At 70.4% G+C, this 23,694-nt stretch carries 20 protein-coding genes; 3 read left to right on the top strand and 17 right to left on the bottom strand.

What is annotated here, in order from left to right:
- Window positions 1-24: 24 nt before the first annotated feature.
- The 14 genes from P5G46_RS00770 to P5G46_RS00835 all read right to left on the bottom strand — a co-directional run bounded on the left by P5G46_RS00770 (window position 25) and on the right by P5G46_RS00835 (window position 16,031).
- A complete protein-coding gene (locus tag P5G46_RS00770) occupies window positions 25-2,973 on the bottom strand; it encodes a DEAD/DEAH box helicase (RefSeq protein WP_408904744.1) in 2,949 nt (982 codons plus the stop codon).
- Between the two features lie 163 nt (window positions 2,974-3,136).
- Window positions 3,137-3,547, bottom strand: a complete 411-nt coding sequence (gene nusB / locus P5G46_RS00775; RefSeq protein WP_239276095.1) for a transcription antitermination factor NusB — start codon at window positions 3,545-3,547, stop codon at window positions 3,137-3,139.
- Between the two features lie 2 nt (window positions 3,548-3,549).
- Window positions 3,550-4,110: an elongation factor P gene (gene efp, locus P5G46_RS00780; protein WP_239276094.1), complete on the bottom strand. Its 561-nt coding sequence runs from the start codon at window positions 4,108-4,110 to the stop codon at window positions 3,550-3,552.
- 81 nt (window positions 4,111-4,191) lie between these two features.
- The gene (locus P5G46_RS00785) at window positions 4,192-4,650 is read right to left on the bottom strand and encodes a type II 3-dehydroquinate dehydratase (protein WP_408904745.1); all 459 of its coding nucleotides are present in this window, start codon (window positions 4,648-4,650) and stop codon (window positions 4,192-4,194) included.
- Complete coding sequence (aroB, locus tag P5G46_RS00790) at window positions 4,647-5,723, bottom strand: 3-dehydroquinate synthase (protein WP_375095639.1); 1,077 nt, start codon at window positions 5,721-5,723, stop codon at window positions 4,647-4,649. Before aroB ends, P5G46_RS00785 begins: the two co-directional genes overlap by 4 nt.
- Complete coding sequence (locus tag P5G46_RS00795; protein ID WP_408904746.1) at window positions 5,720-6,256, bottom strand: shikimate kinase; 537 nt, start codon at window positions 6,254-6,256, stop codon at window positions 5,720-5,722. Before P5G46_RS00795 ends, aroB begins: the two co-directional genes overlap by 4 nt.
- Window positions 6,243-7,469: a chorismate synthase gene (gene aroC / locus P5G46_RS00800; protein WP_408904747.1), complete on the bottom strand. Its 1,227-nt coding sequence runs from the start codon at window positions 7,467-7,469 to the stop codon at window positions 6,243-6,245. The genes P5G46_RS00795 and aroC overlap by 14 nt, the downstream gene beginning before the upstream one ends.
- A 4-nt stretch (window positions 7,470-7,473) precedes the next feature.
- Window positions 7,474-8,310, bottom strand: coding sequence for a shikimate dehydrogenase family protein (locus tag P5G46_RS00805; protein ID WP_408904748.1), 837 nt, complete (start codon window positions 8,308-8,310; stop codon window positions 7,474-7,476).
- Window positions 8,304-9,983 (bottom strand): endolytic transglycosylase MltG, encoded by a 1,680-nt coding sequence (gene mltG, locus P5G46_RS00810; protein ID WP_408904749.1) that lies wholly within the window; start codon window positions 9,981-9,983, stop codon window positions 8,304-8,306. Before mltG ends, P5G46_RS00805 begins: the two co-directional genes overlap by 7 nt.
- A 1-nt stretch (window position 9,984) precedes the next feature.
- Window positions 9,985-10,458: a Holliday junction resolvase RuvX gene (ruvX, locus tag P5G46_RS00815; RefSeq protein WP_375095635.1), complete on the bottom strand. Its 474-nt coding sequence runs from the start codon at window positions 10,456-10,458 to the stop codon at window positions 9,985-9,987.
- Entirely contained in the window at window positions 10,455-13,124 is a 2,670-nt protein-coding gene (alaS, locus tag P5G46_RS00820; RefSeq protein WP_408904750.1) for an alanine--tRNA ligase, read from the bottom strand. The genes ruvX and alaS overlap by 4 nt, the downstream gene beginning before the upstream one ends.
- A gap of 60 nt (window positions 13,125-13,184) precedes the next feature.
- A complete protein-coding gene (locus tag P5G46_RS00825) occupies window positions 13,185-13,505 on the bottom strand; it encodes an ATPase (RefSeq protein WP_239276085.1) in 321 nt (106 codons plus the stop codon).
- A gap of 311 nt (window positions 13,506-13,816) precedes the next feature.
- Complete coding sequence (gene rpsD, locus P5G46_RS00830; RefSeq protein WP_239276084.1) at window positions 13,817-14,446, bottom strand: 30S ribosomal protein S4; 630 nt, start codon at window positions 14,444-14,446, stop codon at window positions 13,817-13,819.
- 178 nt (window positions 14,447-14,624) lie between these two features.
- Entirely contained in the window at window positions 14,625-16,031 is a 1,407-nt protein-coding gene (locus P5G46_RS00835; protein ID WP_375095633.1) for a replication-associated recombination protein A, read from the bottom strand.
- Window positions 16,032-16,220: 189 nt separating this feature from the next.
- Here P5G46_RS00835 and P5G46_RS00840 point away from each other — a divergent pair, with 189 nt between their 5' ends.
- The 3 genes from P5G46_RS00840 (at window position 16,221) to P5G46_RS00850 (ending at window position 18,653) form a co-directional block, all read left to right on the top strand.
- On the top strand, window positions 16,221-16,442 hold the full coding sequence (locus P5G46_RS00840) for a hypothetical protein (RefSeq protein ID WP_408904751.1): 222 nt from the start codon (window positions 16,221-16,223) through the stop codon (window positions 16,440-16,442).
- Between the two features lie 81 nt (window positions 16,443-16,523).
- A complete protein-coding gene (locus tag P5G46_RS00845; protein ID WP_408904752.1) occupies window positions 16,524-18,050 on the top strand; it encodes a DUF349 domain-containing protein in 1,527 nt (508 codons plus the stop codon).
- A gap of 63 nt (window positions 18,051-18,113) precedes the next feature.
- Window positions 18,114-18,653: a type IV toxin-antitoxin system AbiEi family antitoxin gene (locus tag P5G46_RS00850; protein WP_375095630.1), complete on the top strand. Its 540-nt coding sequence runs from the start codon at window positions 18,114-18,116 to the stop codon at window positions 18,651-18,653.
- On the opposite strand, the gene P5G46_RS00855 is transcribed toward P5G46_RS00850, so the two are convergent.
- The 3 genes from P5G46_RS00855 to secD form a co-directional block, all read right to left on the bottom strand.
- Window positions 18,640-20,892, bottom strand: coding sequence for a RelA/SpoT family protein (locus tag P5G46_RS00855; RefSeq protein ID WP_408904753.1), 2,253 nt, complete (start codon window positions 20,890-20,892; stop codon window positions 18,640-18,642). The two genes, P5G46_RS00850 and P5G46_RS00855, sit on opposite strands and share 14 nt — an antisense overlap.
- Window positions 20,893-20,959: 67 nt before the next feature.
- A complete protein-coding gene (gene secF / locus P5G46_RS00860; protein WP_239275197.1) occupies window positions 20,960-21,946 on the bottom strand; it encodes a protein translocase subunit SecF in 987 nt (328 codons plus the stop codon).
- A complete protein-coding gene (gene secD, locus P5G46_RS00865; protein WP_239275199.1) occupies window positions 21,946-23,655 on the bottom strand; it encodes a protein translocase subunit SecD in 1,710 nt (569 codons plus the stop codon). The genes secF and secD overlap by 1 nt, the downstream gene beginning before the upstream one ends.
- Window positions 23,656-23,694: the final 39 nt, after the last annotated feature.

The following is a 23,694-nucleotide window of genomic DNA, read 5'->3' on the forward strand; positions in this document are numbered from 1 at the left end:
CCGCGGTGGGCGCGGCGCGCGGCTTCAGCCGCCGAGGATGCCGCGGATGTCGTCGGCATCCAGCGCCCTGGCGAAGGCCTCTCCGTCGTCGAGCACCGCGCGCGACAGCGCGGCCTTGCGCTGCTGCAGCTCGAGCACCTTTTCCTCGATGGTTCCGGCCGCGATGAGCCGGTAGACGAACACGCTCCGGGTCTGGCCGATGCGGTGCGTGCGATCGATCGCCTGGGTCTCGGCGGCGGGGTTCCACCACGGATCGAGGAGGAAGACGTACTCCGCCTCGATGAGCGTCAGGCCGAAGCCGCCCGCCTTGAGGCTGATGAGGAACACCGGGGCGTCTCCCCCGCGGAACCCCTCCACGACGTCGCCGCGTCGTGATGTCGAGCCGTCGAGGTGGGCATAGGCCAGGCCCGCGGCATCCAGACGATCCGCCGCCTGATCGAGGAACGACGTGAACTGACTGAACACCAGCGCACGATGGCCCTCGGATGCCACCTCGACCAGGCGTTCGAGCAGGACGTCGAGCTTCGCCGACCCGAAGTGGGCGTCGCGTTCGTCGACGAGACCGGGGGCCAGGGCCAGCATCCGGAGCAGCGTGATCGAGCGGAAGACGATGAAGCGCTGCCGGTCGAGATCGTCGAGGAGCCCGAGCACTTTCTGACGCTCGCGCTGCAGCACGCGGTCGTACAGCTCCCGGTGAGCGGGGCTGAGCGGCACCGCGATCGTCTGCTCCTGCTTGGGCGGGAGGTCGGCGGCGACGACGTCCTTCGTGCGTCGCAGCAGGAACGGGCGCACGCGCGATCGCAATCGCGCGAGGCTGCCGCGGCGGTGTTCTGCCGAGGCGGCGGCCGAGAGCTCGGTGGGCGCGTCGGAGGGCAGCTGCTCGATCGCGCGGACGTACTCTTCGCGGAAGCGCCGCGCCGACGGGTACAGCCCGGGGGCGGTGAGGGCCAGCAGCGCCCACAGGTCGTCGAGGCCGTTCTCGATCGGCGTGCCCGTGACCGCGAAGACCGAGTCCGCGCGAAGCGCAGCGACGGCGCGATGGATCCGGGTCGCGGGATTCTTCACGAACTGCGCCTCATCGAGCACGACGCCCGCCCACTCCGTCGCCGCGAACTCGGCGTCGTCGATGCGGACAACCCCGTAGGGCGCGACGACGATGTCGGCGTCGACGGCGGTCTGCGCGATCGTCCGGGTCCGCCGCACGGCGGTCGCCTCGACCGTGACCACGCGCAGATTCGGCGCGAAACGCGCGGCTTCCGCGGCCCACGTGGGGAGCACCGACGTGGGCGCGATGACGAGCCACGGGCGGTGATCGCCCGCACCGCGCGCGTGCGCGATGAGCGCCAGGATCTGCACCGTCTTCCCCAGACCCATGTCGTCGGCGAGGATGCCACCGAGCCGGTGCGCGTGGAGCAGCGCGAGCCACGCGAGACCCTCGCGCTGATACGGGCGCAGCTCGGCGCGGAAGCCGGGCGGCGTCGGAGGGGAAGGGACGGACGACACGTCCCGCAGCGCTCGCGCCAGATCGCGCCACTCCACGGCGGCGGCGGATTCGTCGGCGAGGTCTTCGAAGTCGCTCCATAGGGCGAGGTGGCGGCGCGGGATGCGAGGGCCGGTCTCCCACTCGTCGAGCGCAGCGGCCTCCTCGAGCAAATCCCGAAGCCGTTGCAGCGCGGGGTGCGCGAGCGAGAACCACGCCCCGTCGGAGAGCTTGATGCGAGTGCGCCCGCGCGAGAGCGCGGTGAACAGCGTGCCGAACGGGATCGTGCGTCCGTCGATCACGACGACGATGCCGAGGTCGAACCAGTCGCGGTCGGGCGACGGCACGGCGGTGATCGTCAGCGCCGGATCTCCCCGCAGCTCGCGAAACGCCGGAACCGTTCCCCGCGTCACGACGCGAACGTCGTCGAGGGGGTCGAGGGCCGGTAGCACCCGTGTCGCGAACACCGCGGCGTCGGCATCGCGCAGCGTCGCGCGGGGTCGGACCGGCAGGTCGGCGCGCTCCGCCCACGCCGCGTCGACGCGCCCCGCGATCTCGGCTTCGGCTCGGGCGTCGCGCTCGGTATCCATCGGACTGCCGTACGCGGCCCGGATCCCGCCCGGATACACCCAGTCGAGCGCGTAGTCGACATCCTCGTCGTCGCGGTATGTGACCGTCACCTGGAGCGTCGGTCGCGGCGGTGGCGGAGCGGGGACACCCGGGGCCACGGCGAGCGGCACCCGTCGTGCGAGCCGCGGGTACGCCTCACGGAGGAACTCGGCCGCGTCCTCCCCCGGCACGACCACCGGCCCGTCTGTCAGCAGGGCGGGCAGGGGCTCGGGCAGCGACGCGGCGGCGAGGACCAGCGGGATGGGGTCGCGGTCGACCTCGAACGAGAAGATCCCCGCCGTGCCCACGGGCCGCACGTGCGTGGCATCCACCGTCTGTCCGTCGATCTCGATGGCGGCGGCAAGACGCAGTGCCCCGCCTCTCGCGGTCTCCACCGCCACCCGGGCGATCGCCGCGTCGGCCATCCGCACGGTCTGCTGCGGGTGCATCGCGACGAGGGGGATGCCGAGCCCCGCGGCCGCGCGTAGGTGCGGCCACAGCAACGGCGACGCGATCGTGTCGAGGACGACCGTGTCGCTCGCGGCCACGAAGGGTCCGGTGGTCCGCATCGCCTGGGCGAGGGCGTGGAGTTCGGCGAACCACGCGATGTGCGCCGGATCGAAGCGTCCGCGGGATCGACGGACCGCGTCCCATGTGGCATCCGCCCGGATCCACGCCTCGCGCGCGCCGCGCACGAGCGGACGCGCCACGAGCTGCAGCTCGTCCTGCCGCTGCGCGAGCATGCGCGGAGTGACGGGGTCGACGGACCGCGCCTCCCACCGCGACGGGTCGTACGCCTCGCGCTGGCGCAGCTCGATGCCGAGCGCGAGCGCCTCGAAGCCCGGGCGTTCGGCGTCGGGGAGCAGGCGGCGCCACGTGGTCATATGTCGATCCTGCCTTCGACCACCGACACCACCGGCCGCCCGGCAGCGGTGTCCGAGCATGCATAAACGCGATCGGCGCGCAGAAACGCGCTGCCCACGCGTTTATGCGCGCGAATCGCGTTTACGCGTGCCCGGCGCCGCCGCGAGAGCACGTCGCCGATCGTCAGGACGAGCGGGCGATCCGGGCGAGGACGCCGTGCACGAACGAACCGGAGTCGTCGGTCGAGAACTCCTTGGCGAGCTCGACCGCCTCGTCGATCGCGACCGCCGTGGGGATGTCGTCGTTGTAGAGGATCTCCCACGCCCCGATGCGCAGCAGCGCGCGGTCCACCGCGGGCATGCGCTGCAGCGACCAATCCTTCGCGAAGGTCGTGATTTGCTCGTCGATCGCCTCACGGTTGTCGATGACGCCGTCCACGATGTCGCGGGCGTACAGCCACGATGCCTGGCGATCGGGCTCGGATGCCGCGCGCTTGGCCTCGGCGGCGAGCATGACGGGCAGCTCCTCGCCGCGGACGTCGGCCTGGAACAGGATGTCGAGGGCGCGCTTGCGCGCCTTGGTGCGGGCGCTCAAGGTCAGCTGATGCGGCCGAGGTACTCGCCGGTGCGAGTGTCGACCTTGATCTTCGTGCCGGTCTCGAGGAACAGCGGAACCTGCATCTCGTAGCCGGTCTCGACGGTCGCGGGCTTCGTGCCGGCGGACGAGCGGTCGCCCTGAAGGCCCGGCTCGGTGTAGGTGACCTCGAGCACGACGGACGGCGGAAGCTCGATGTAGAGCGGGTTGCCGTTGTTGAGGGCGATCTGCACCTGCTGGTTCTCGAGCAGGAAGTTGGCGGCGTCGCCGACGGTCGCGGCGCCCACGGTGATCTGGTCGTAGTCGGCGACGTCCATGAAGACGAAGCCCTCGCCGTCGTTGTAGAGGTAGGTGAAGTCGCGGCGGTCGACGTTTTCGATGTCGACCTTGGCACCGGCGTTGAACGTCTTGTCGACGACCTTGCCGGACATGACGTTCTTCAGCTTGGTGCGCACGAACGCACCGCCCTTGCCGGGCTTGACGTGCTGGAACTCCACCACGCTCCAGAGCTGACCGTCGATGTTGAGGACGACGCCGTTCTTGATGTCTGCGGTGGATGCCATGAGCTTCGATGTTCCGTTTCGTGAGTCGGTGGCGCGTCGCTGCGGCGCGCGCCCAGCGGTCGAGTCTACGCGATGGGGCGCTCAGCCGTCCGCGCGGCCGGTGATGACCTCGACGAGGAGGTCGACCGCGCGGGCGTAGCCGGTCACCCCTTCGCCGATGACGTGCACCACGGCGACGTCTTCGATGTACGAGAACTGCCGGAAGCTCTCGCGCTCCTTGATGTTCGAGATATGCACCTCGGCCACCGGGAGATCGACGGATGCCAGGGCGTCCCGCAGCGCGACGGAGGTGTGCGTGTACCCGCCGGCGTTGATCACGATGCCGGCGCAATCGAGCCGGGCGGCGTGGATCGCGTCGATGAGCACGCCTTCGTGGTTGCTCTGCACCGCCCGGACCTCGAGACCGTTCCGCGCCGCGGCCTCGGCGGTCAGGCGCTCGACGTCGGCGAGGGTGTCGCGACCGTAGATTTCGGGTTGGCGCGTTCCGAGCAGGTTCAGGTTCGGTCCGTTGACCAGAAGAAGACGACGCGGCGTGCTCACGCCCCGACCTCCTGGTACGCCGCGAACAGCAGCGACTCGTCAGGCGCCTGCAGCACCGTGGGCCGGGCGAGGTCGTCGAGCACGATGAAGCGAAGCATGGCGCCGCGGCTCTTCTTGTCGCGTTGCATCGTCGCCTTCAGCGTCTGGAACGCCCCGGCGCGGTAGGTCGTCGGAAGGCCCAGTGACTCCAGCACCGTGCGGTGGCGCTGGGCGACGTCATCCGACAGCCGGCCGGCCAGGCGCGACAGTTCGGCGGCGAAGACCATGCCGACCGAGATCGCGGCGCCGTGACGCCACCGGTACCGCTCGGCGTGTTCGATGGCGTGACCGAGCGTGTGCCCGTAGTTCAGCACCTCGCGCAGGCCCGCCTCGCGCAGGTCCTCCCCCACCACGCGGGCCTTCATGTCGATCGCGAGTTCGATGCACCGGCGGAACGCGTCGCCGCGCGGGTCCACGATGTTCCCGGGGTCGGCCTCGATGAGGTCGAGGATCTCCGGATGCCAGATGAACCCGGCCTTCACGACCTCGGCGAACCCTGCCGTGGCCTCATTGCGCGACAGCGTGTCGAGCAGATCGAGGTCGCAGACGACGGCGTGAGGCGGCCAGAAGGCCCCCACGAGGTTCTTCCCCTCGGCGGTGTTGACGCCGGTCTTGCCCCCTACCGCGGCGTCCACCATCGCCAGGACGGTCGTGGGGACCTGCACGATCGCCACCCCCCGGAGCCACGTGGCGGCGACGAACCCGGCGAGGTCGGTGACCGCTCCGCCGCCGAACCCGATGACGGCATCCGTGCGCGTGAAGTCCGCCTGGCCCATCACCTGCCAGCAGAACGCCGCGACCTCGATGCGCTTGCCCTGCTCGGCATCCGGGATCTCCGCGAGAAGGACCTGACGGTCGCCCACGAGCTGGGCGCGCAACGCCTCGGCCTGGGCCGCGAGGGTCGGGGGGTGCACGATGAGCACCTTCTGCGCCGCGGGAGGCAGCACCTCTCCGAGGGTCGCGAGCAGCCCGCGGCCGATCGTGATGTCGTAGCCGGGGTCACCGGCGACGGTGATGGTGGTGGTGTCGGTCATGGGGTCTCCTGGGCCGGGGCGCGCTGCGCCCAGGCCACGATCTCGTCGACGACGCGCGACAGCGGGCCCGACGACGTGTCGAAGGTGATGTGCGCGGTGGATTCGTAGAGCGGACGCCGCTCCTCGTAGATGCGCAGCCAGCGCTGCACGGGGTCCTCGCCCTGTAGCAGCGGGCGCCCGTCGCCGTGGATCCGGGATGCCACGACGTTCGGCGCCACCGTCAACAGCACGACGCGATGGTCGGCGAGGCGTTCGCGGGTTCGCGGGTCGAGCACCGCGCCCCCGCCGAGCGCGACCACTCCCCCGGCGGCGAGAGCCTCGGCCACGGCCGCACGTTCGAGGTCTCGGAAGTGCGCCTCGCCGTGCTGGGCGAACAGCTCCGGGATCGGACCGTGGTCCCGGACGACGATCTTGTCGCTGTCGCGGAACGGCAAGCCGAGGGTGCGGGCCACCCGGCGCCCGACACTCGTCTTTCCGGCACCCATCGGTCCGATGAAGACGAGGGCGCCCTGACCGGCCTCAGCCGAGGTCATGCGCGAGCAGCGCCGTGTCCGAGGCGTCCGTGGTGCGCAGTGTCTCGGGGAGGTGCGCGAGGTACGACTCGAGGTTGCGGCGGGTCTCGGAGACGTTGTCGCCGCCGAACTTCTCCAGCACCGCGTCGGCGAGGGTGATCGCGACCATCGCCTCGGCGACGACGCCCGCGGCCGGGACGGCGCACACGTCGGAGCGCTGGTGGTGTGCGGCGGCGGTATCGCCCGTAGCGACGTCGACGGTGCGCAGTGCGTGCGGGACCGTCGCGATGGGCTTCATCCCCGCGCGCACCCGCAGGACCGTGCCGGTGGACATACCTCCCTCGGTACCGCCCGCGCGGTCGGACGAGCGGGTGATGCCGTCGGCGGTGGCGAACAGCTCGTCGTGCGCCTGCGATCCGCGGCGGGTGGTGGTGAGGAAGCCGTCGCCGACCTCGACGCCCTTGATCGCCTGAATGCTCATGAGCGCCTGGGCGAGCTTGGCATCCAGCCGGCGGTCCCACTGCACGTGCGAACCGAGCCCCGGAGGCAGGCCGTAGGCCAAGACCTCGACGATGCCGCCGAGTGTGTCGCCGGACTTCTTCGCGTCGTCGACCTCGGCGACCATCGCGGCGGAGGTCTCGGCGTGGAAGCAGCGCAGCGGATCGGCGTCGAGTGCATCGACGTCGTCGGGCGCCGGCAGGGCGGCATCCTCGGGTACACGCACGGGGCCGATCGAGAGCGTGTGGCTCACGAGCCGGATGCCGAGCTCGCCGAGGAACGCGCGGGCCACCGCGCCGAGCGCGACGCGAGCGGCGGTCTCGCGGGCAGAGGCGCGCTCCAGGATCGGTCGTGCCTCGTCGAAGCCGTACTTCTGCATGCCGACGAGGTCGGCGTGGCCCGGACGCGGACGCGTGAGCGCGGCACCGCGCCCGCGGGAGCGGTCCGAGAGCTCGACGGGCTCGGGGCTCATGACCTCGACCCACTTCGGCCACTCGGTGTTGCCGATGCGCAGGGCGATCGGGCTGCCGATCGTGAAGCCGTGGACGATGCCGGTCGAGAGCGTCAGCTCGTCTTCCTCGAACTTCATGCGCGAGCCGCGACCGTAGCCGAGCTTGCGGCGCGCCAGGTCGGCGCGGATCTGGGCGGGCGAGATCGGGACACCGGCCGGCATCCCCTCCATGAGGGCGACCAGTTCGGGGCCGTGGGATTCCCCGGCCGTGAGCACGCGAAGCATGGTCCTATCCTCCCATGACGGCGGTGCGCATCGCGGCGAGCACCGCGTCCTCCCGCTCGAGCGGTACGGAGGGGTCGCCCCCAACGAACACGCGCACTTGCAGCAGTGCCTGGTGCAGCAGCATCCCGAGTCCGTCGTGGGCGGGGCGGCCCGCACGATCCCATGCGCGGGCGAGCGGCGTGGGCCACCCGCCGTAGACGACGTCGACGAGCGGGCCACCGACGGATGCCAGGTGCTCCGCCGCGTGACCGAGGTCGGTTCCGCCGGGCAGGGTGGCGATCGTGACATCGACGGGCCCGGGATCGGGTTCGTCGATCGGCGCGACCTCGACGGGGGTATCGAGCGTTTCGGACAGCGCGACGAGGGGTGCCGCGGCATCGGGGCGGCGTGCGCGGATCTCCACGCCGCCGGCGCCCAGGCGGGCGGCCGCCGCGACCGCCGACGTCGCGGTCGCGCCCGCACCGAGGATGCGCACACGGCGCGGCGCGCTCACACCGATCTCCCACAACGCACGCGCGAGTCCCTCGACGTCGGTGTTGAAGCCGTGCGGTCCGTCGTCGGTCAGCAGCAGCGTGTTGACCGCACCCGTGCGCCGGGCGTCGTCGTCGAGCGAGACCGCCGCGGCGGCCGCCGCGTGCTTGAGCGGCATCGTGAGGGACAAGCCCCGCCACGTGGCATCCCGCTCGGCCAGCGCTTGCGGGAATCCCGCTTCGCTCACGCGCCTGCGGCCGTACTCCCAGGGCAGGCCCAACTCGCGGTAGGCCGCCGCGTGCAGCAGCGGCGACCGCGAATGGTCGATCGGGTCACCCCAGACCGCAAGATGCCGAACGTCGGTCAGCATCCGCCGTCGGGGTTCTCGGCGCACCATGCCCGCCACTGGGCGACGGCCTGCTCGTGCTCGCTGTAGGTGGAGGTGAAGACCGTTTCGCCGGTGTCGAGGTTGACGGTCACGAAGTACAGCCAGGGGCCGTCGACCGGCTTCATGGCGGCATCGATCGCCAGGTCACCCGGATTCGCGATGGGGCCGATGGGCAGCCCGGGGTACATGTAGGTGTTCCACGGGTTGTCGCTGTTGCGCGCCTCGGTCGACGTGCTGACCGAACCGCTGCCGAGCTCGTTGGCCCCGTACTGCACCGTCGAGTCCATCTCGAGCTTGCCGAAGGTCTCCTGGTTGCCGGGCTGCAGACGGTTCTCGATCACGCGCGAGACCTTGTAGAAGTCGTCACGATTGCGGGCTTCGCGTTCGATGATCGACGCGACGATCAGGATGCGTTCGCGGTCCGCCTCGGGGACGCCGGCCTGGTCGAGCGACTGGACGGTGCGCTGCACCATCCGCCCGATGACGTCGGTCGCGGTCACGCCCTCGTCGAAGTCGTACGTCGCGGGGAAGATCCACCCCTCGAGGGTCGCCGCGGGGACGCCGTACTGCGACGGGTCTGCGACGGCGGCGTCGAGGTCTTCGCGCGGCATGCTGAGTTGCTCGGCGATGACGTCGAGGGACTGGTCGAGCGTAAGGCCCTCTCGTAACTGGACCGAGTTGTCGAGCCGGTTCGCGGGGTCGCCTAGTGCTTCCAGAACGGCGGCGGAGGTCATCTGCTGCTGGAGGCGATAGACCCCGGGCTGAAAGGTGAAGACCACGGCGTTCTCGACCATGTACCGATACAGCGAATCGGATGCCTTGGTGACCCCCGCTTCGAAGAGCTTGGGAGAGACCGACTCACCGGTGTCGCCCGAGACGATCGTCACGCGCGCCTCGCCCGTGGCCATGCCCGGCTCGAAGTCGGTGGGCTCCCCCGCGCCGAAGAACGCTTGCACCCGCTCGCCGTAGGTGTTCCACAGGGCGACTCCGCCGCCGACGATGCCCCCCACGAGGACCAGGACGATGGCCAGAGCGACCCAGGCCCCTGTGCGGCGACGGCGACGCGGGGGCCGAGCGGCTCCCCGCACCTCGTCGGTGCTCGCGCGACCCGCGAAGAGGTCTTCGAGCGAGCCGGATGCCGGGGGGCGGGAACCCCCGGAGCCGCCGGCGGCTGCCACGCCGACCAGGGCCGGCTCGCGGTCGTGCACCGGCGACGACCGCCGGGCGGGCTCGGGCTCGCGCGCCGACGAAGCCGGCGCGGCGGTTCGCGGCGCAGCGAGCTGCTCGGACGAGCGCGCGACGTGCTCGAACGCGGGTGCCGCGGGGCGCGGTGTCGGAACCGGCTCAGCCGGTGCTGCGGGACGGGCTGCCGAGACGGGTTCGGCGGGCGCTGTGTGGCGGGCGGCGGGAACCGGCCCGGCGGGCGCCGCGGGCGCCGCGTCATCCCGTGTGTCCGAGCCGCTCGCGGGAGTCGGACCGGTCTGGGCGCGACGCGCTTCGCGCGCGGCGCGGCGCGAAGGCGGCTGAGGTGTCTCGGGTCGATCGTCACCGGCGGCCTCATCGCCGCGAGCCGTGGCATCCATCGCTCCGGTGCGGGGATCGGGCAGACGGCGGTACAGCTCGGCGAAGGGGTCTGTCGGGTCGTTCTCGGGCATATCAGGCGGGCTCCTGTCCCGGTGCTACGGCGGGTCCGGCCGGCACGCCGGACTGTCGCTCCACGTCGAGCGCCTGCTGCAGCAGCACCACAGCGGCGACTTGATCCACAATGCTACGAGACTCCCGCTGGGAGCGCCCCGCCTGGCGCAAGGCGCCATGAGCCGAGACCGTGCTCAAGCGCTCGTCGACGAGACGGACGGGTACCTCGAGCGCCGCCGCCAACTCCCCCGCGAAGCGTCGTGCGTCTGTGGTCGACGGCGTGTCCTCACCGCGCAGGTTCAGGGGCAGGCCGACCAGGACCTCGAACACCTCGTACTCCGCCGCGAGAGCCACGATGCGACGCACCGGCTCTCCTTTGCGCGGAACCGTCTCGACCGGGAACGCCAGCAGACCGTCGGGATCCGACCGGGCGACGCCGACGCGCGCGCGCCCGACATCGATCCCGAGCCGGATGCCTCGGCGGAACTCCGTCACGCCGTGATCGCCCGCACATCGGCGACGATGCCGTCGAGCGCCTGCGGCAGGGCCGCGGCATCCGTTCCGCCGCCCTGGGCGACGTCGGGCCGGCCGCCACCGCCTCCACCGAGGACCCCCGCCGCCGCCTTCGCGAGGGCGCCGGCCGCAAGACCGCGCTCGCGGGCGGCGTCGTTCGTGACGACGACGACGGTGGCGCGGCCGTTGGCGACGCTGCCGAGGGCGACCACCGCAGCCTCGCTGCCGAGACGGTCGCGCACCTGCAGCGCGAGAGTGCGAACGTCATCGGTGGACGCACCCTCGCCGAGGGGCTGGGCCACGACGCGGACGGTTCCCACCGCGGTCGCGGACTCCACCAGCTGCGGCAGCCGGTCGGTGAGAGCGCGGGCCTCGAACGCAGCGATCTTCTTCTCCGCGGCCTTGAGGCTCGCGGACAGCTCAGCGATGCGGGTCGTCAGCTGGTCGCGCGGAGTCTTCAGCGACGTGGAGAGCTGCGAGACGATCGCGCGCTCCGCGGCGAGGTCGCGGAACGCGTCCAGACCGACGAGCGCTTCGACACGGCGGTTCGAGGCGCCGACGGACGACTCGCCGACCAGATTGACCAGGCCGATCTCGGCGCTGCGCGAGACGTGGGTCCCCCCGCACAGTTCGCGCGACCACGGACCGCCGATGTCGACCATGCGGACGGTGTCGCCGTACTTCTCGCCGAAGAGCGCCATGGCGCCGGCGGCTTTGGCCTCGTCGAGCGACATCACGCGCGTGGTCACCTCGAGGTTGTCGCGCACGGCGTTGTTGGCGATGTCCTCGATCTCGGTGCGCGTCTCGGGCGAGAGCGCCGCGCCCCAGCTGAAGTCGAAGCGCATGTAGCCCGCGCGGTTGAGCGAACCGGTCTGGGTGGCGCTCTTGCCGAGGGTGTCGCGGATCGCGGCGTGCACGAGATGCGTCGCCGAGTGCGCCTGCTGCGCCGCGTGGCGGTTGAGGGCATCGACCACGGTCGTCGCGGGGGCGCCGACCGAGACCTCACCGGTGGTGACCTCGACGGTATGGCTGATCAGGCCCGGCACAGGGCGCTGCACGTCGAGCACTTCCAGCTCGTATCCGGGACCGACGATGACGCCCTTGTCGGCTACCTGTCCGCCGGACTCCGCGTACAGGGCGGTCTCGGCGAGGACGACCTCGGCGATCTGACCCTGCACAGCGTGATCGGTGCTGCGGCCGTCGACCAGGATGCCGAGCACGGTCGACTCGGTCTCGAGGTCGGTGTAGCCGGTGAAGACCGTCTCGCCCTTCGCGCGGAAATCGCGGTAGGCGCTCTGGTCGGCGATCGCTCCCTTGCGTGCGCGCGCGTCGGCCTTCGCGCGGGCGCGCTGCTCCTGCATGAGGGCGTCGAACGCGGAGCGGTCCACGCTCAGCCCGGCCTCTTCGGCGATCTCGAGCGTGAGGTCGATCGGGAAGCCGTACGTGTCGTGCAGCAGGAAGGCCTCCGAACCGGACAGCGTCGTGGTGCCGCCGCTCTTGGCATCCATCACCGACTGGTCGAGGATCGCCGACCCCGCCGCCAGCGTGCGGAGGAAGGTCTGCTCCTCGGCGATCGCGTAGGCCGACAGGCGCGCGTAGTCGGAGGCGACCTCGGGGTAGGACTCCTTCATCGCATCGCGCGACGCCGCGAAGAGCTCCGGGAACGTCGGGCCCTCCACGCCGAGCAGGCGCATCGAGCGGATCGCGCGGCGCATGATGCGGCGCAGGATGTAGCCGCGGCCCTCGTTCGAGGGCGTGACGCCGTCGGCGAGGAGCATGAGCGAGGAGCGGACGTGGTCGGCGACGATGCGCAGGCGTACGTCGTCCTCGTGCGACTCCGCGCCGTAGGACTTGCCGGCCAGCTTCGCAGCGAGATCGAGCACCGGACGCACCTGGTCGGTCTCGTACATGTTGTCGACGCCCTGCTTGATGAACGCGATGCGCTCCAGGCCCATGCCGGTGTCGATGTTCTTCGCCGGGAGCTCGCCGACGATGTCGAAGTCGTACTTCGACCGCACGTTGGTGATCTCGTACTGCATGAACACGAGGTTCCAGATCTCGACGTAGCGGTCGTCGTCGGTGGCCGGGCCGCCGTCGATGCCGTACTCCGGTCCGCGGTCGAAGAAGATCTCCGAACACGGGCCCGCCGGTCCGGGCAGCCCGGTCGACCAGTAGTTCGTGTCCTTGCCGAGACGCTGGATGCGCTCCTCGGGCAGGTCGGTGAGAGTGCGCCACAGGTCGTGCGCCTCGTCGTCCTCTTCGTAGACGGTGACCCACAGGTCTTTCGGATCGAAGCCGAGGCCGCCGTCCTCTTCGGACGTGGTCAGCAGCTCCCACGCGTAACGGATCGCGTCTTCCTTGAAGTAGTCGCCGAACGACCAGTTGCCGAGCATCTGGAAGAACGTGCCGTGGCGCGGCGTCTTTCCGACCTCTTCGATGTCGTTGGTGCGGATGCACTTCTGCACGTCGGCCGCACGCGGGTACGGGGCGGGAACGACACCGCTGAGATACGGGATGAACGGCACCATGCCGGCGACGGTGAACAGCAGGGCCGGGTCGTCGGTGACGAGCGAGGCCGACGGCACGATGGTGTGGTTCTTCTTCTCGAAGTAGTCGAGGAAGCGCTGAGCGATCTCGGCGGTTTTCATGTCGGGTCTTTCCGTGGGCGTGCGGATCCGCCCCGGCGGACGGGGCGGGATGCCGGGAGGTCAGTCGGTGGGGGCGGCCTTCTTGGCGGCCGCGGCGACCGTCGCGGCGGCGTCGGCCACCGTATCGGCGGCGGTGGCGGCCACGGTCTTGGCGTCGTCGAGAACGTCGGACAGACGCGTCTCCTGCGCGTGGTAGGCCTCGCTCATGCGGTCGGTGAACTCGCTGATGCGGGCGTCGACCTGGGCGAGAAGCTCCTGACCGCGCGGATCCTTGTTGACCAGGTGCGCGGCGACGAACCCTCCGGCGATGCCCAATACGAACCAGACGAGGCTTCTCACGATCACCACTTCTTCCTCGAGCGAGCGCCGCGGGCGCGGCATCCCTTCATCGTAGGCGACAGTGTCGTGCGGGCGCGCGCCCGGACCCGTGGATGCCACCCGCCCCGGCCCCCTCCGTGAGGCGCCGGCCCGGCGCCGGCCCGCGCCGGGACCCTCCGCCGGTGGGCACAACTCCTGCAACAACGCCCCGAACGACCACCGCTCGCCGTCCGAGACTCGGGATGCCGGAGTTGTGCTGCGCAGGAACCATCTGGGCGGCACAAGAACGCGACCGGAAACGGCAGGTGCCCGCGCCCGGGAACGACGAAGGGCGCCGGGAGAACCCGACGCCCTTCGGCTCGTGAGTGCGGGACTCAGCGAGCGGCGTAGTACTCGACGACGAGCTGCACGTCACACGTGACGGGCACCTCGGCACGCTTCGGGCGACGCACGAGGCGCGCCTGCAGCGTCGAGAGGTCGACCTCGAGGTAGCCCGGAACGGGCGGCAGCACCTCGGCGTGCCCACCGGCGGCCGCGACCTGGAAGGGCTCGAGGCCCTCGCTCTTGGCCTTGACGTGGATGAGCTGACCCGGCTTCACGCGGAACGACGGGCGGTCCACGAGCTGGCCGTCGACCAGGATGTGGCGGTGAACGACGAGCTGGCGTGCCTGCGCGGTGGTCCGGGCGAAGCCCGAACGCACGACCAGAGCGTCCAGACGCATCTCGAGCAGCTCGACCAGGTTCTCACCGGTCAGGCCGTCGGTGCGGCGGGCCTCGTTGAACGCGATGCGCAGCTGCTTCTCGCGGATGCCGTACTGCTCGCGCAGACGCTGCTTCTCACGCAGACGGACGGCGTAGTCGCTGTCGGCCTTGCGCTTGGTGCGGCCGTGCTCGCCGGGAGCGTAGGGACGCTTCTCGAGGTAGCGGGCGGCCTTCGGGGTGAGCGCGACGCCGAGGGCGCGCGACAGACGGACCTTGCGGCGGTCCTGGGACTTCGTTGCCACGAAGTACTCCTTCCGATGACGTGGCCGCGCCTTTCGCGGCTCACGGACGTATCGCCCCCTTCCGCCCGTTTCGGAACGCACGCCGGGGCGCACCGAGAGGTGATCACTGGAAGGAGGGGATGCCCGAAAACCCTGTTTCGAGCCGATTCATCGTACCAGAGCGGGTTCTCGGGCCGCTTCAGCCGCCGTCGAGGATGCGGCGGATCTTCTCGAGGCGCGCGGAGACGTCGCGTTCGGCGCCATGGGAGGTCGGCTGGTAGTACCGCTTTCCGCGCAGCTCGTCGGGAAGGTACTGCTGCGTGACGATCCCGATGTCGCTGTCGTGGGCGTACTTGTAGCCCTTGCCGTGGCCGAGCCTCTTCGCCCCGGGGTAGTGCGCGTCACGAAGGTGAAGGGGCACCCGACCGAACCCGCCTGCCCGGACATCGGCGATGGCGGCGTTGATCGCGTTGTAGGCGGCGTTGGATTTGGCGGTGGTCGCGAGGTACACCGTGGCCTCGGCCAGCGGGATGCGCCCCTCGGGCATGCCGATGAAGGCGACCGCATCCGCCGCCGCCACGGCGATCTGCAAGGCCTGCGGATCGGCCAGACCGATGTCTTCCGCCGCCGAGATGACGAGCCGCCGCGCGATGAAGCGCGGGTCTTCGCCGGCCTCGATCATCCGCGCGAGGTAGTGGATGGCGGCATCCACGTCGGATCCGCGCACCGACTTGATGAAAGCGCTGATGACGTCGTAGTGCTCGTCGCCCTGTCGGTCGTAGCGAAGCAGGGCCCGATCGACCGCCTGCGCGATGTGGTCGCCCGTGATGACGGGGCGGGGATCCGCGGCATCCGGATCGGTTTCGTCGGACTCGGTGTCGGTGTCGCCGTCGCCGGCGTCGGCGGCGTTGTCGTCGCGGGCGGCGTCGTCCGCGGCGACCGAAGCCGCGGCCTCGAGAGCGGTCAGGGCCCGGCGGGCGTCGCCCGAAGCCAGGCGGACGAGCGCCGCCCGCGCCTCGTCGCTCAGGACCACGCGGTCGTCGAGACCGCGGGCATCGGCGACCGCTCGATCGACCAGAGCACCGAGATCGTCGTCTCCGAGCGGCCGGAGGGTGAGCAGCAGCGACCGCGACAGCAGCGGCGAGATCACCGAGAACGACGGGTTCTCGGTCGTGGCGGCGATGAGCACCACCCACCCGTTCTCGACGCCCGGGAGCAGCGCGTCCTGTTGCGCCTTGGTGAAGCGATGGATCTCGTCGAGAAACAGGATGGTGGACTGCCCGTACAGGTCGCGCTGGGTGAGAGCTTCCTGCATGACCTCGCGCACGTCTTTCACCCCGGCGGTGATCGCCGACAGCTCGACGAACCGTCGCCCCGACGAGCGGGCGATCGCCTGCGCCAGCGTCGTCTTGCCCGTGCCCGGCGGCCCCCACAGGATGACCGAGACGGCGGACCCGGATGCCGAGGAGTCGGTGCCCGCGAGGGTGACCAGCGGAGAGCCCGGGCGCAGCAAGTGCCCCTGCCCGGCGACCTCGTCGAGGCTCGTCGGGCGCATGCGCACAGCGAGCGGCGTCTGGCCCTGGAAGAGGGCGGAGGGACTGGTCACCGATCCAGGCTAATCGCGACGTCGGACATCGGATCCTGCCTCTTTGTCGCCTCTCGTCGTCGATGCGTAGGATCGACGGCGGCCGACGAGCGGTGAGAAGAGGTCGATGTGGCGACAGGTGGTAAGGACCGGCAGAGTCGAGAACGTGCCCGGGCGTACCAGGCGCGGCAGGAGCTCCACCGTCTTCAGGTGCGCCGGCGTGTGCGCGACAACGTCGTGGGCCTCGGTGTCGGACTCGTGGTGATCGCCGGGGCGATCGGACTGCAGACGGCGTACTTCGTCGCCGGGCCTGGGGCGCCCACGCCCGCCCCGTCCAGCACCGACTCCCCCAGCCCCGCCGCCACAGACTCCCCGAGCCCCGCCGCCACCGACTCCGGTGAACCCGACCCGGCGGTCTCGCCCACCCCCTGATCCTGTGACGACGGCATCCGTCGTACTAGGCTCGGACCGTCCTTCTCCCCCAGGCGGCCCTGCCGCGATGAGGTGCTCTCCGTGACTTCCGTTCCTTCCCCTGACTCCCCCGACACCCCCGCCGACGTCAGCGACGACGCGGAGACGGTCGTCGAGGCGCCCGCTGACGGCGTCGGCGAAAGCGCCGCTGCGTCCGACCCCTCCGCCGACCCGGCCCTGACGGCTGTGGCGCCGGACGCCGATGATGCCCCGACGGCCGAGGGTGAGGCGTCCGCCGCCGAAGAGGCCCCCGCGGATGAGGCGCCTGTCGCGGCGTCCGTGCCCGTGGTTCCCGCGCCCGGCCCCCGCCCCGGGCCCCGTCCGGGTGCTCGCGTCGCGGCGCCGGTCGAGCCGTGGGGTCGCGTCGACGAGGACGGCACCGTGTCGGTGCGCGAGGGCGATCAGTGGCGTGTCGTCGGGCAGTACCCCGACGGGACCGCCGACGAGGCTCTCGCCTACTATCAGCGCAAGTTCGCCGATCTGGCGGGCGAGGTCACGCTCCTGGAGGTGCGTCACCGTCGTGGTGGGGCCTCCGCGTCCGACCTCCGCTCCACGGCCGCGACGGTGCGCGGCAAGGTCGACGGCGCGGCCGCCGTCGGTGATCTCGCCGCGCTGCTGGAGCGTCTGGATGCGCTCACCGCAGAACTGGCGGAAGCCACCGAGACCGAGGCTGCTGCGGCCAAGGAAGCCGTCGAGGATGCCGTGCGCGAGCGCACCGCGATCGTCGAGCAGGCCGAGGCCCTCGCCGCCCGCGACCCCCAGTCGGTGCAGTGGAAGCAGATGACGACCGACATGTCGGCGTTGTTCGACCGGTGGCAGGCGCATCAGCAGACCGGTCCGCGTCTGCCGAAGTCGACCGCGCAGCAGCTGTGGCGCCGGTTCCGCGATGCGCGGGCCACGGTCGATCGACACCGCCGCGAGTTCTTCTCGGCCCTGGACGAGACCCACAAGGCCGCCCGTGACGTCAAGACCCGCCTGGTCGAGCGCGCCGAGGCCCTCGCACCGCGCGGGGAGGACGGCATCCCCGCCTACCGTGACCTCCTCGACCAGTGGAAGGCCTCCGGTCGTGCGGGCCGCAAGGTCGACGACGCGCTCTGGGCCCGCTTCAAGGCGGCCGGCGATGCGCTGTACGGCGCGCGCATCGAGCGCGAGACCGCCGACGCCGAAGCGTCCAAGGAGAAGATCGAGCAGAAGCGCGCCCTCCTCGCGGATGCCGCGCCCATCGTCGACGAGAAGAATCTGGCCACCGCGCGGCAGAAGCTCACCGCGATCCAGCGTCAGTGGGACGAGATCGGTCGCATCTTCCCGCGCGACAAGGAGCGCGCTCTCGACGACGAACTGCGCAAGATCGAACAGAGCGTGCGTGCCCGCGAGGACGCCGACTGGAAGCGCAACGATCCCGAGCAGAAGGCGCGAGCCAACGACATGACGCGTCAGCTCACCGACGCGATCGACAAGCTCGAGGCCGAGCTCGCCGCCGCCGAAGCCAAGGGCGACAAGCGCGCCGCTGCTCAGGCGGCCGAAGCCCTCGAAGCGCGCCGCACGTGGCTGCGCGCCCTCGGCGGCTGAGCGTTCTCCACAGCTCGGCGCTCACGGGCACGTAAGGAGAGACCATCCCGCCACACTGGCGGGATGGTCTCTCCTTTTCTGTACTTCCCCGGAGAGCGGCTGTCGATGGCGGAACTCACCGCGGCCTGCCTCGACGGTCTGCTCACCCCCATCGGCGAAGGGTTCATGCCGGCCGACGCCGTCGAGACGGCATGGATGCGTGCGCGTAGTCTCGCTCCGCTCCTCGGTGAGCGGTGGGCCGCCGTCCGGTCGAGCGCCGCGTGGGTGCACGGTGGCGTCGGCGTCGAACCGTTCCGGCACCGGATCCAGCGCGCCAGCGCCGAGCGGGCACGTCCACCGCGACGAACCGGCGTGCTCGCCAACGACGTGCGCATCGCCCCGGAAGACGTAATGGCGATCGCCGGTGTCCATGTCGCACGGCCCGAGCGCACCCTCGTCGACCTGGCGCGTTCGGGAGAGGCCGACGAGCAGGGTGCGGCGCGCGCGTGGGCGGAAGCCGTGCCCGACCTCGCCGAGGGGGCGCGTGCGTGGCTGCAACGGCATCCGCGATTCCCTCACGCTCGACGAGCGCACGCGTTGCTGTCGAGCGTCAGGACGATGTGACGCGGTACACGTCGTACACCGCATCGATGCGTCGCACGGCGTTGAGCACGCGGTCGAGGTGCACGGTGTCGCCCATCTCGAACACGAACTTGCTCAACGCCAGACGGTCGTTGGTCGTCGAGACCGTGGCCGACAGGATGTTGACGTGATGCTCGCTGAGCACGCGGGTGACGTCGCTGAGCAGGCCCGACCGGTCGAGGGCCTCCACCTGAATCTGCACGAGGAAGACGCTCTTCGTCGTCGGCGCCCACTCGACGTCGATCAGCCGCTCGGGGTCTTCGCGCAACGACTTCACGTTCGTGCAGTCGCCGCGGTGCACCGAGACGCCGCTCCCCCGCGTGACGAAGCCGACGATCTCGTCGCCCGGCACCGGTGTGCAGCACTTGGCGAGCTTGACCAGGATGTCGGGGGCTCCGCGCACGAGCACACCCGAGTCGCCGCCGCGCGGGGCCCGGCTGCGGCCGACCTGCGGAAGGTCGATCGGGCCGGTCGAGGTGTCATCGGTGCTGACGAGGGCCGTGACCTTCTCGATGACCGACTGCGTCGAGACGTGTCCTTCGCCCACGGCGGCGTACAGCGCCGAGACGTCTTCGTAGTGGAAGCCGCGCGCAACCTCGGCGAACGAGTCCTGGTTCATCAGGCGCTGAAGAGGCAGGTTCTGCCGACGCATCGCGCGGGCGATGGAGTCCTTGCCCTGCTCGATCGCTTCTTCGCGGCGCTCCTTGGTGAACCACCCGCGGATCTTGTTGCGGGCTCGCGTGCTCTTGACGAATCCGAGCCAGTCCTGGCTGGGACCGGCGTCGGGGTTCTTCGACGTGAACACCTCGACGACGTCGCCCGACTGCAGTTCGGTCTCAAGCGGCACGAGGCGCCCGTTGACCTTCGCGCCCATCGTGCGGTGACCGATCTCGGTGTGCACGGCGTACGCGAAGTCGACCGGTGTCGCGCCCTTGGGAAGCCCGATGACCCGCCCCTTGGGGGTGAAGACGTAGACCTCTTTCGCCCCGATCTCGAAGCGGAGGGAGTCCAGGAACTCCCCCGGGTCGGCCGTCTCGGCCTGCCAGTCGGAGATGCGGGCGATCCACGCCATGTCCGTGTCGGCGGCCTTGGCATCCGTCTTGCCGCCGGCCATGCGCTCTTTGTACTTCCAGTGCGCGGCGACACCGAACTCCGCCTGCTGGTGCATCTCGTGCGTGCGGATCTGGATCTCGACCGTCCGACCACTCGGGCCGATCACGGTGGTGTGCAGCGACTGGTAGAGGTTGAACTTCGGCGTGGCGATGTAGTCCTTGAACCGGCCCGGTAGCGGTGTCCACCGCGCGTGGATGGCGCCGAGGACGGCGTAGCAGTCCCGCACGGTGCCGACGAGGATCCGGATACCGATGAGGTCGTAGATGTCGTCGAACTCACGGCCGCGCACGACCATCTTCTGGTAGACCGAGTACAGCTGCTTCGGCCGGCCCATGACGCGTCCGCGGACACGCAGCTCGCGCAGGTCCGCGTCGATCGCGTCGATGACGGTCTGAACGTACTGCTCGCGCTGCGGGGTGCGCTGACGCACGAGGCTCTCGATCTCGGCGTAGAGCTTGGGATGCAGAACGGCGAAGGAGAGATCCTCGAGTTCGCTCTTGATCGCCTGGATGCCGAGACGGTGCGCCAGTGGGGCGTAGATCTCGAGGGTCTCGGTGGCCTTCTTGGCGGCCTTGTGCGGCGGGACGAAGCCCCACGTGCGCGCGTTGTGCAGCCGATCGGCGAGCTTGATCAGCAGAACGCGGATGTCTCGCGACATCGCCACGATCATCTTGCGGACGGTCTCGGCCTGTGCGCTCTCGCCGTACTTGACCTTGTCGAGCTTCGTGACGCCGTCGACGAGCATCGCGACCTCGTCGCCGAAGTCGGCGGCGAGTTCGTCGAGCGGGTAGCCCGTGTCTTCGACGGTGTCGTGCAGCAGAGCTGCCGCGATGGCTTTGGGCCCGAGGCCCAGTTCGGCGAGGATCTGCGCGACGGCGAGCGGGTGGGTGATGTACGGCTCGCCGCTCTGACGCTTCTGCCCGTCGTGCGCCTTGTCGGCGACCGCGTACGCGCGTTCGATGATGCCGAGGTCGCCCTTGGGATGGTGGGTGCGGACGGTGCGCAGCAGCTTGTCGACGTCGTCGCGTCGAGCTGCGCGGGAGAAGATCCGCGGAACCAGCCGACGAAGGGAGGACGGCGGCGGCGCGGAGGACGCGGTCTCGGTCACAGATCCCCTCCCCCGTGTGCGGCGGTCAGTCTTCCCATCCTACGCCGGGCGAGGCCGGTGCCCGCCGTCAGGCGGGGACACCGGCCTTCTCGCGCGCGGCGAGCACGCGGGCGTCCCGTTCCTTCATCGACGGCTCGCGCTCGCGCAGCAGCGCGTAGAGCGGGACGGCGACGAACAGCGTCGAGTACGCGGCGACGATCGTGCCGACGAAGATCGACAGCGAGATGTCGCTGAGCGTCCGGGCGCCGAGCGGAACCCCGATGAAGAGGATCGCGCCCACCGGCAGGATCGCGACGACCGTGGTGTTGATCGAGCGGATGAGTGTCTGGTTCGCCGCGAGGTTGACCGACTCCGCGAAGGTCCGACCGGAGATCTCCCCGTCGTCCCTCGTGTTCTCGCGCACCTTGTCGAAGACGACCGTGGTGTCGTACAGCGAGTACGACAGGATCGTCAGGAATCCGATGACGGCGGCGGGCGAGATCTCGAAACCGAAGATCGCGTACACGCCGATCGTGATGACCAGCACGTCGACCAGGCCGATGATCGCGGCGACCGACATCTTCCACGTGCGGAAGTACACCGCCAGGATGACGAACGTCAGGGCCAGGAAGATCGCCAGGCCCCACAGCGACTGGCGGGTGACGTCGGCGCCCCACGTCGGTCCGATGAACGAGTTGGTGATCTCCGACGTCGGGACCCCGTACCCCTCGGCCAGGGCGGCGGAGACGTCCTGCGTCTGCTCATCGTTCAGCTGGTCGGTCTGCACCCGCACGGCCTGATCGCTGATGGTGGTCACGCGGGTCGCGGCATCCGGAACCACGGATGCCACGGCCTCGGTGGCGATCGCCTGGTCGAACGACGCGGGGTTGGAGACGGTGAACTGCGATCCACCCGTGAACTCGATCGAGAACTGGATGGGGCGGAGGAGCGGGACCAGGGCCGCACCGATCACCAGGACGGCGGCGATGATGAACCACAGGCGACGACGCTGGACGAACGGGAAGGACGTCTTTCCCGAGTAGAGGTCGTTGCCGAGCTGCGTCATGGAGCGCATCAGTCGTCTCCCTCCTTCGTGGGGCGGCTACTGCTCTGCGCGGCGGCCAGCTCAGCGCGCTTGCGCTCGGCGATCGTCTGACGGCGCTGCGCCTCGGCGCGGGACCGCGAGGCCCGGCCCGAGACCGCCGCCGCGGGGGCGCGGAACTGGGCACGACCGCGATACACGGCGCCGAGAGCGGCGGGGTCCATGCCCGACAGCGGGTGACCCGAGCCGAAGAACCGCGTCCGTGCCAGCAGCTGCATAACCGGGTGGGTGAAGAGGATGAAGATCAGGATGTCGATCGCGGTCGTGAGGCCCAGCGTGAACGCGAAGCCCTTCACCGTGGCATCCGCGAGGATGTAGAGCACGACGGCGGCGAGGATGTTGATCGACTTCGAGATGTAGATCGTGCGCTTGGCGCGCGCCCAGCCGTCTTCGACCGCGGCGGTGATCGACTTGCCGTCGCGCAGCTCGTCACGGATGCGTTCGAAGTAGACGATGAACGAGTCGGCGGTGAACCCGATGGTCACGATGAGGCCCGCGACACCGGCCAGCGACAGGCGGAAGCCCATGCGCCAGGCGAGGATGCAGAGCGTCACGTAGGTGAGGACCGCCATCACGCCGAGCGAGGCGATGATCACCGTCCCCAGCGCGCGGTAGACCACGAGCGAGTAGACGGCGACCAGTCCGAGACCGATGAGGCCCGCGAGGAAGCCGACCTGCAGCTGCTGCGATCCGAGAGTGGCCGAGACGGTGTCGGAGCTGACCACCTCGAAGCTCAGCGGCAGCGCGCCGTACTTCAGCTGATCGGCGAGGGCTTTCGACGACTCCTGCGTGAAGTTGCCCGTGATGCTGGGCCGGCCGTCCAGGATGATGCCGTTCATGGACGGGGCCGAGAGGACCGACCCGTCGAGCACGAACGCGAACTGGTTCAGCGGGGGCTGTGCGCCGTAGAGGCGCTGGCTGATCTCGCCGAACGTCTGCGTGCCCTGGTCGTTGAAGGCCAGGTTGACCGCCCAGCGGCCCGTGTTCTGCTCCTGGCCGTTCGTGGCATCCGTGATGTCGGTGCCGTCGAGCTCGACCGGCCCCAGGATGTACTTCTGCCCGTCGTCGACGCCGCAGGTGATCATCGGCTGGTCGGCCGGAGCCTGCGCGGGGTCGGTCGGCGGGTTGGCGCAGTCGTAGGCGAGGAACTGCGCCTGGAGCGCGGGCGTGATGTACGCCGGGTCGCTCGCGTTCGTCGGCGACGCGGTGGGTGTCGCCGGCAGGCTCGGGTCGGGCGTCGGGTACGGCGTGGAGTTGCCGTCCTCGCCGACGAACGACGTGGCGGGAGACCCGGCGAACAGCACGGGCCGCAGCTGCAGCTGCGCCGAGCTCTGGATGCGCTGACGCGTCGCCTCATCGGCCTGGCCGGGGATCTGCACGACGATGTTGCGCCCACCCTCGGTCGCCACGTCGGCCTCGCCGACGCCCGACGCGTCGACACGCTGGCGGATGATCGCCACCGCCTGCTCGAGCTGTTCGGCGTCGGGATCGCTGCCGTCGACGGTCTGCGCCGACAGGATGATCTGCGTGCCGCCCTGGAGGTCGAGCGCCAGGTCGGGGGTCCAGGAACTGGCCTGGAAGGTGTACACGCCCAGCGCGTTGATGCCGAACAGCACGCCGGTGATGGCGAGCAGGCCGGTCAGCACGCGCCAGGCGTGGCGGACGGGAGTCGAGGGCGCCACGTGGTCGGCTTTCTGTGCGGCGGTGAACGGAAAAAGCGA

Origin of the sequence: Microbacterium mcarthurae (assembly GCF_046064585.1) — a bacterium.
GTDB lineage: Bacteria > Actinomycetota > Actinomycetes > Actinomycetales > Microbacteriaceae > Microbacterium > Microbacterium mcarthurae.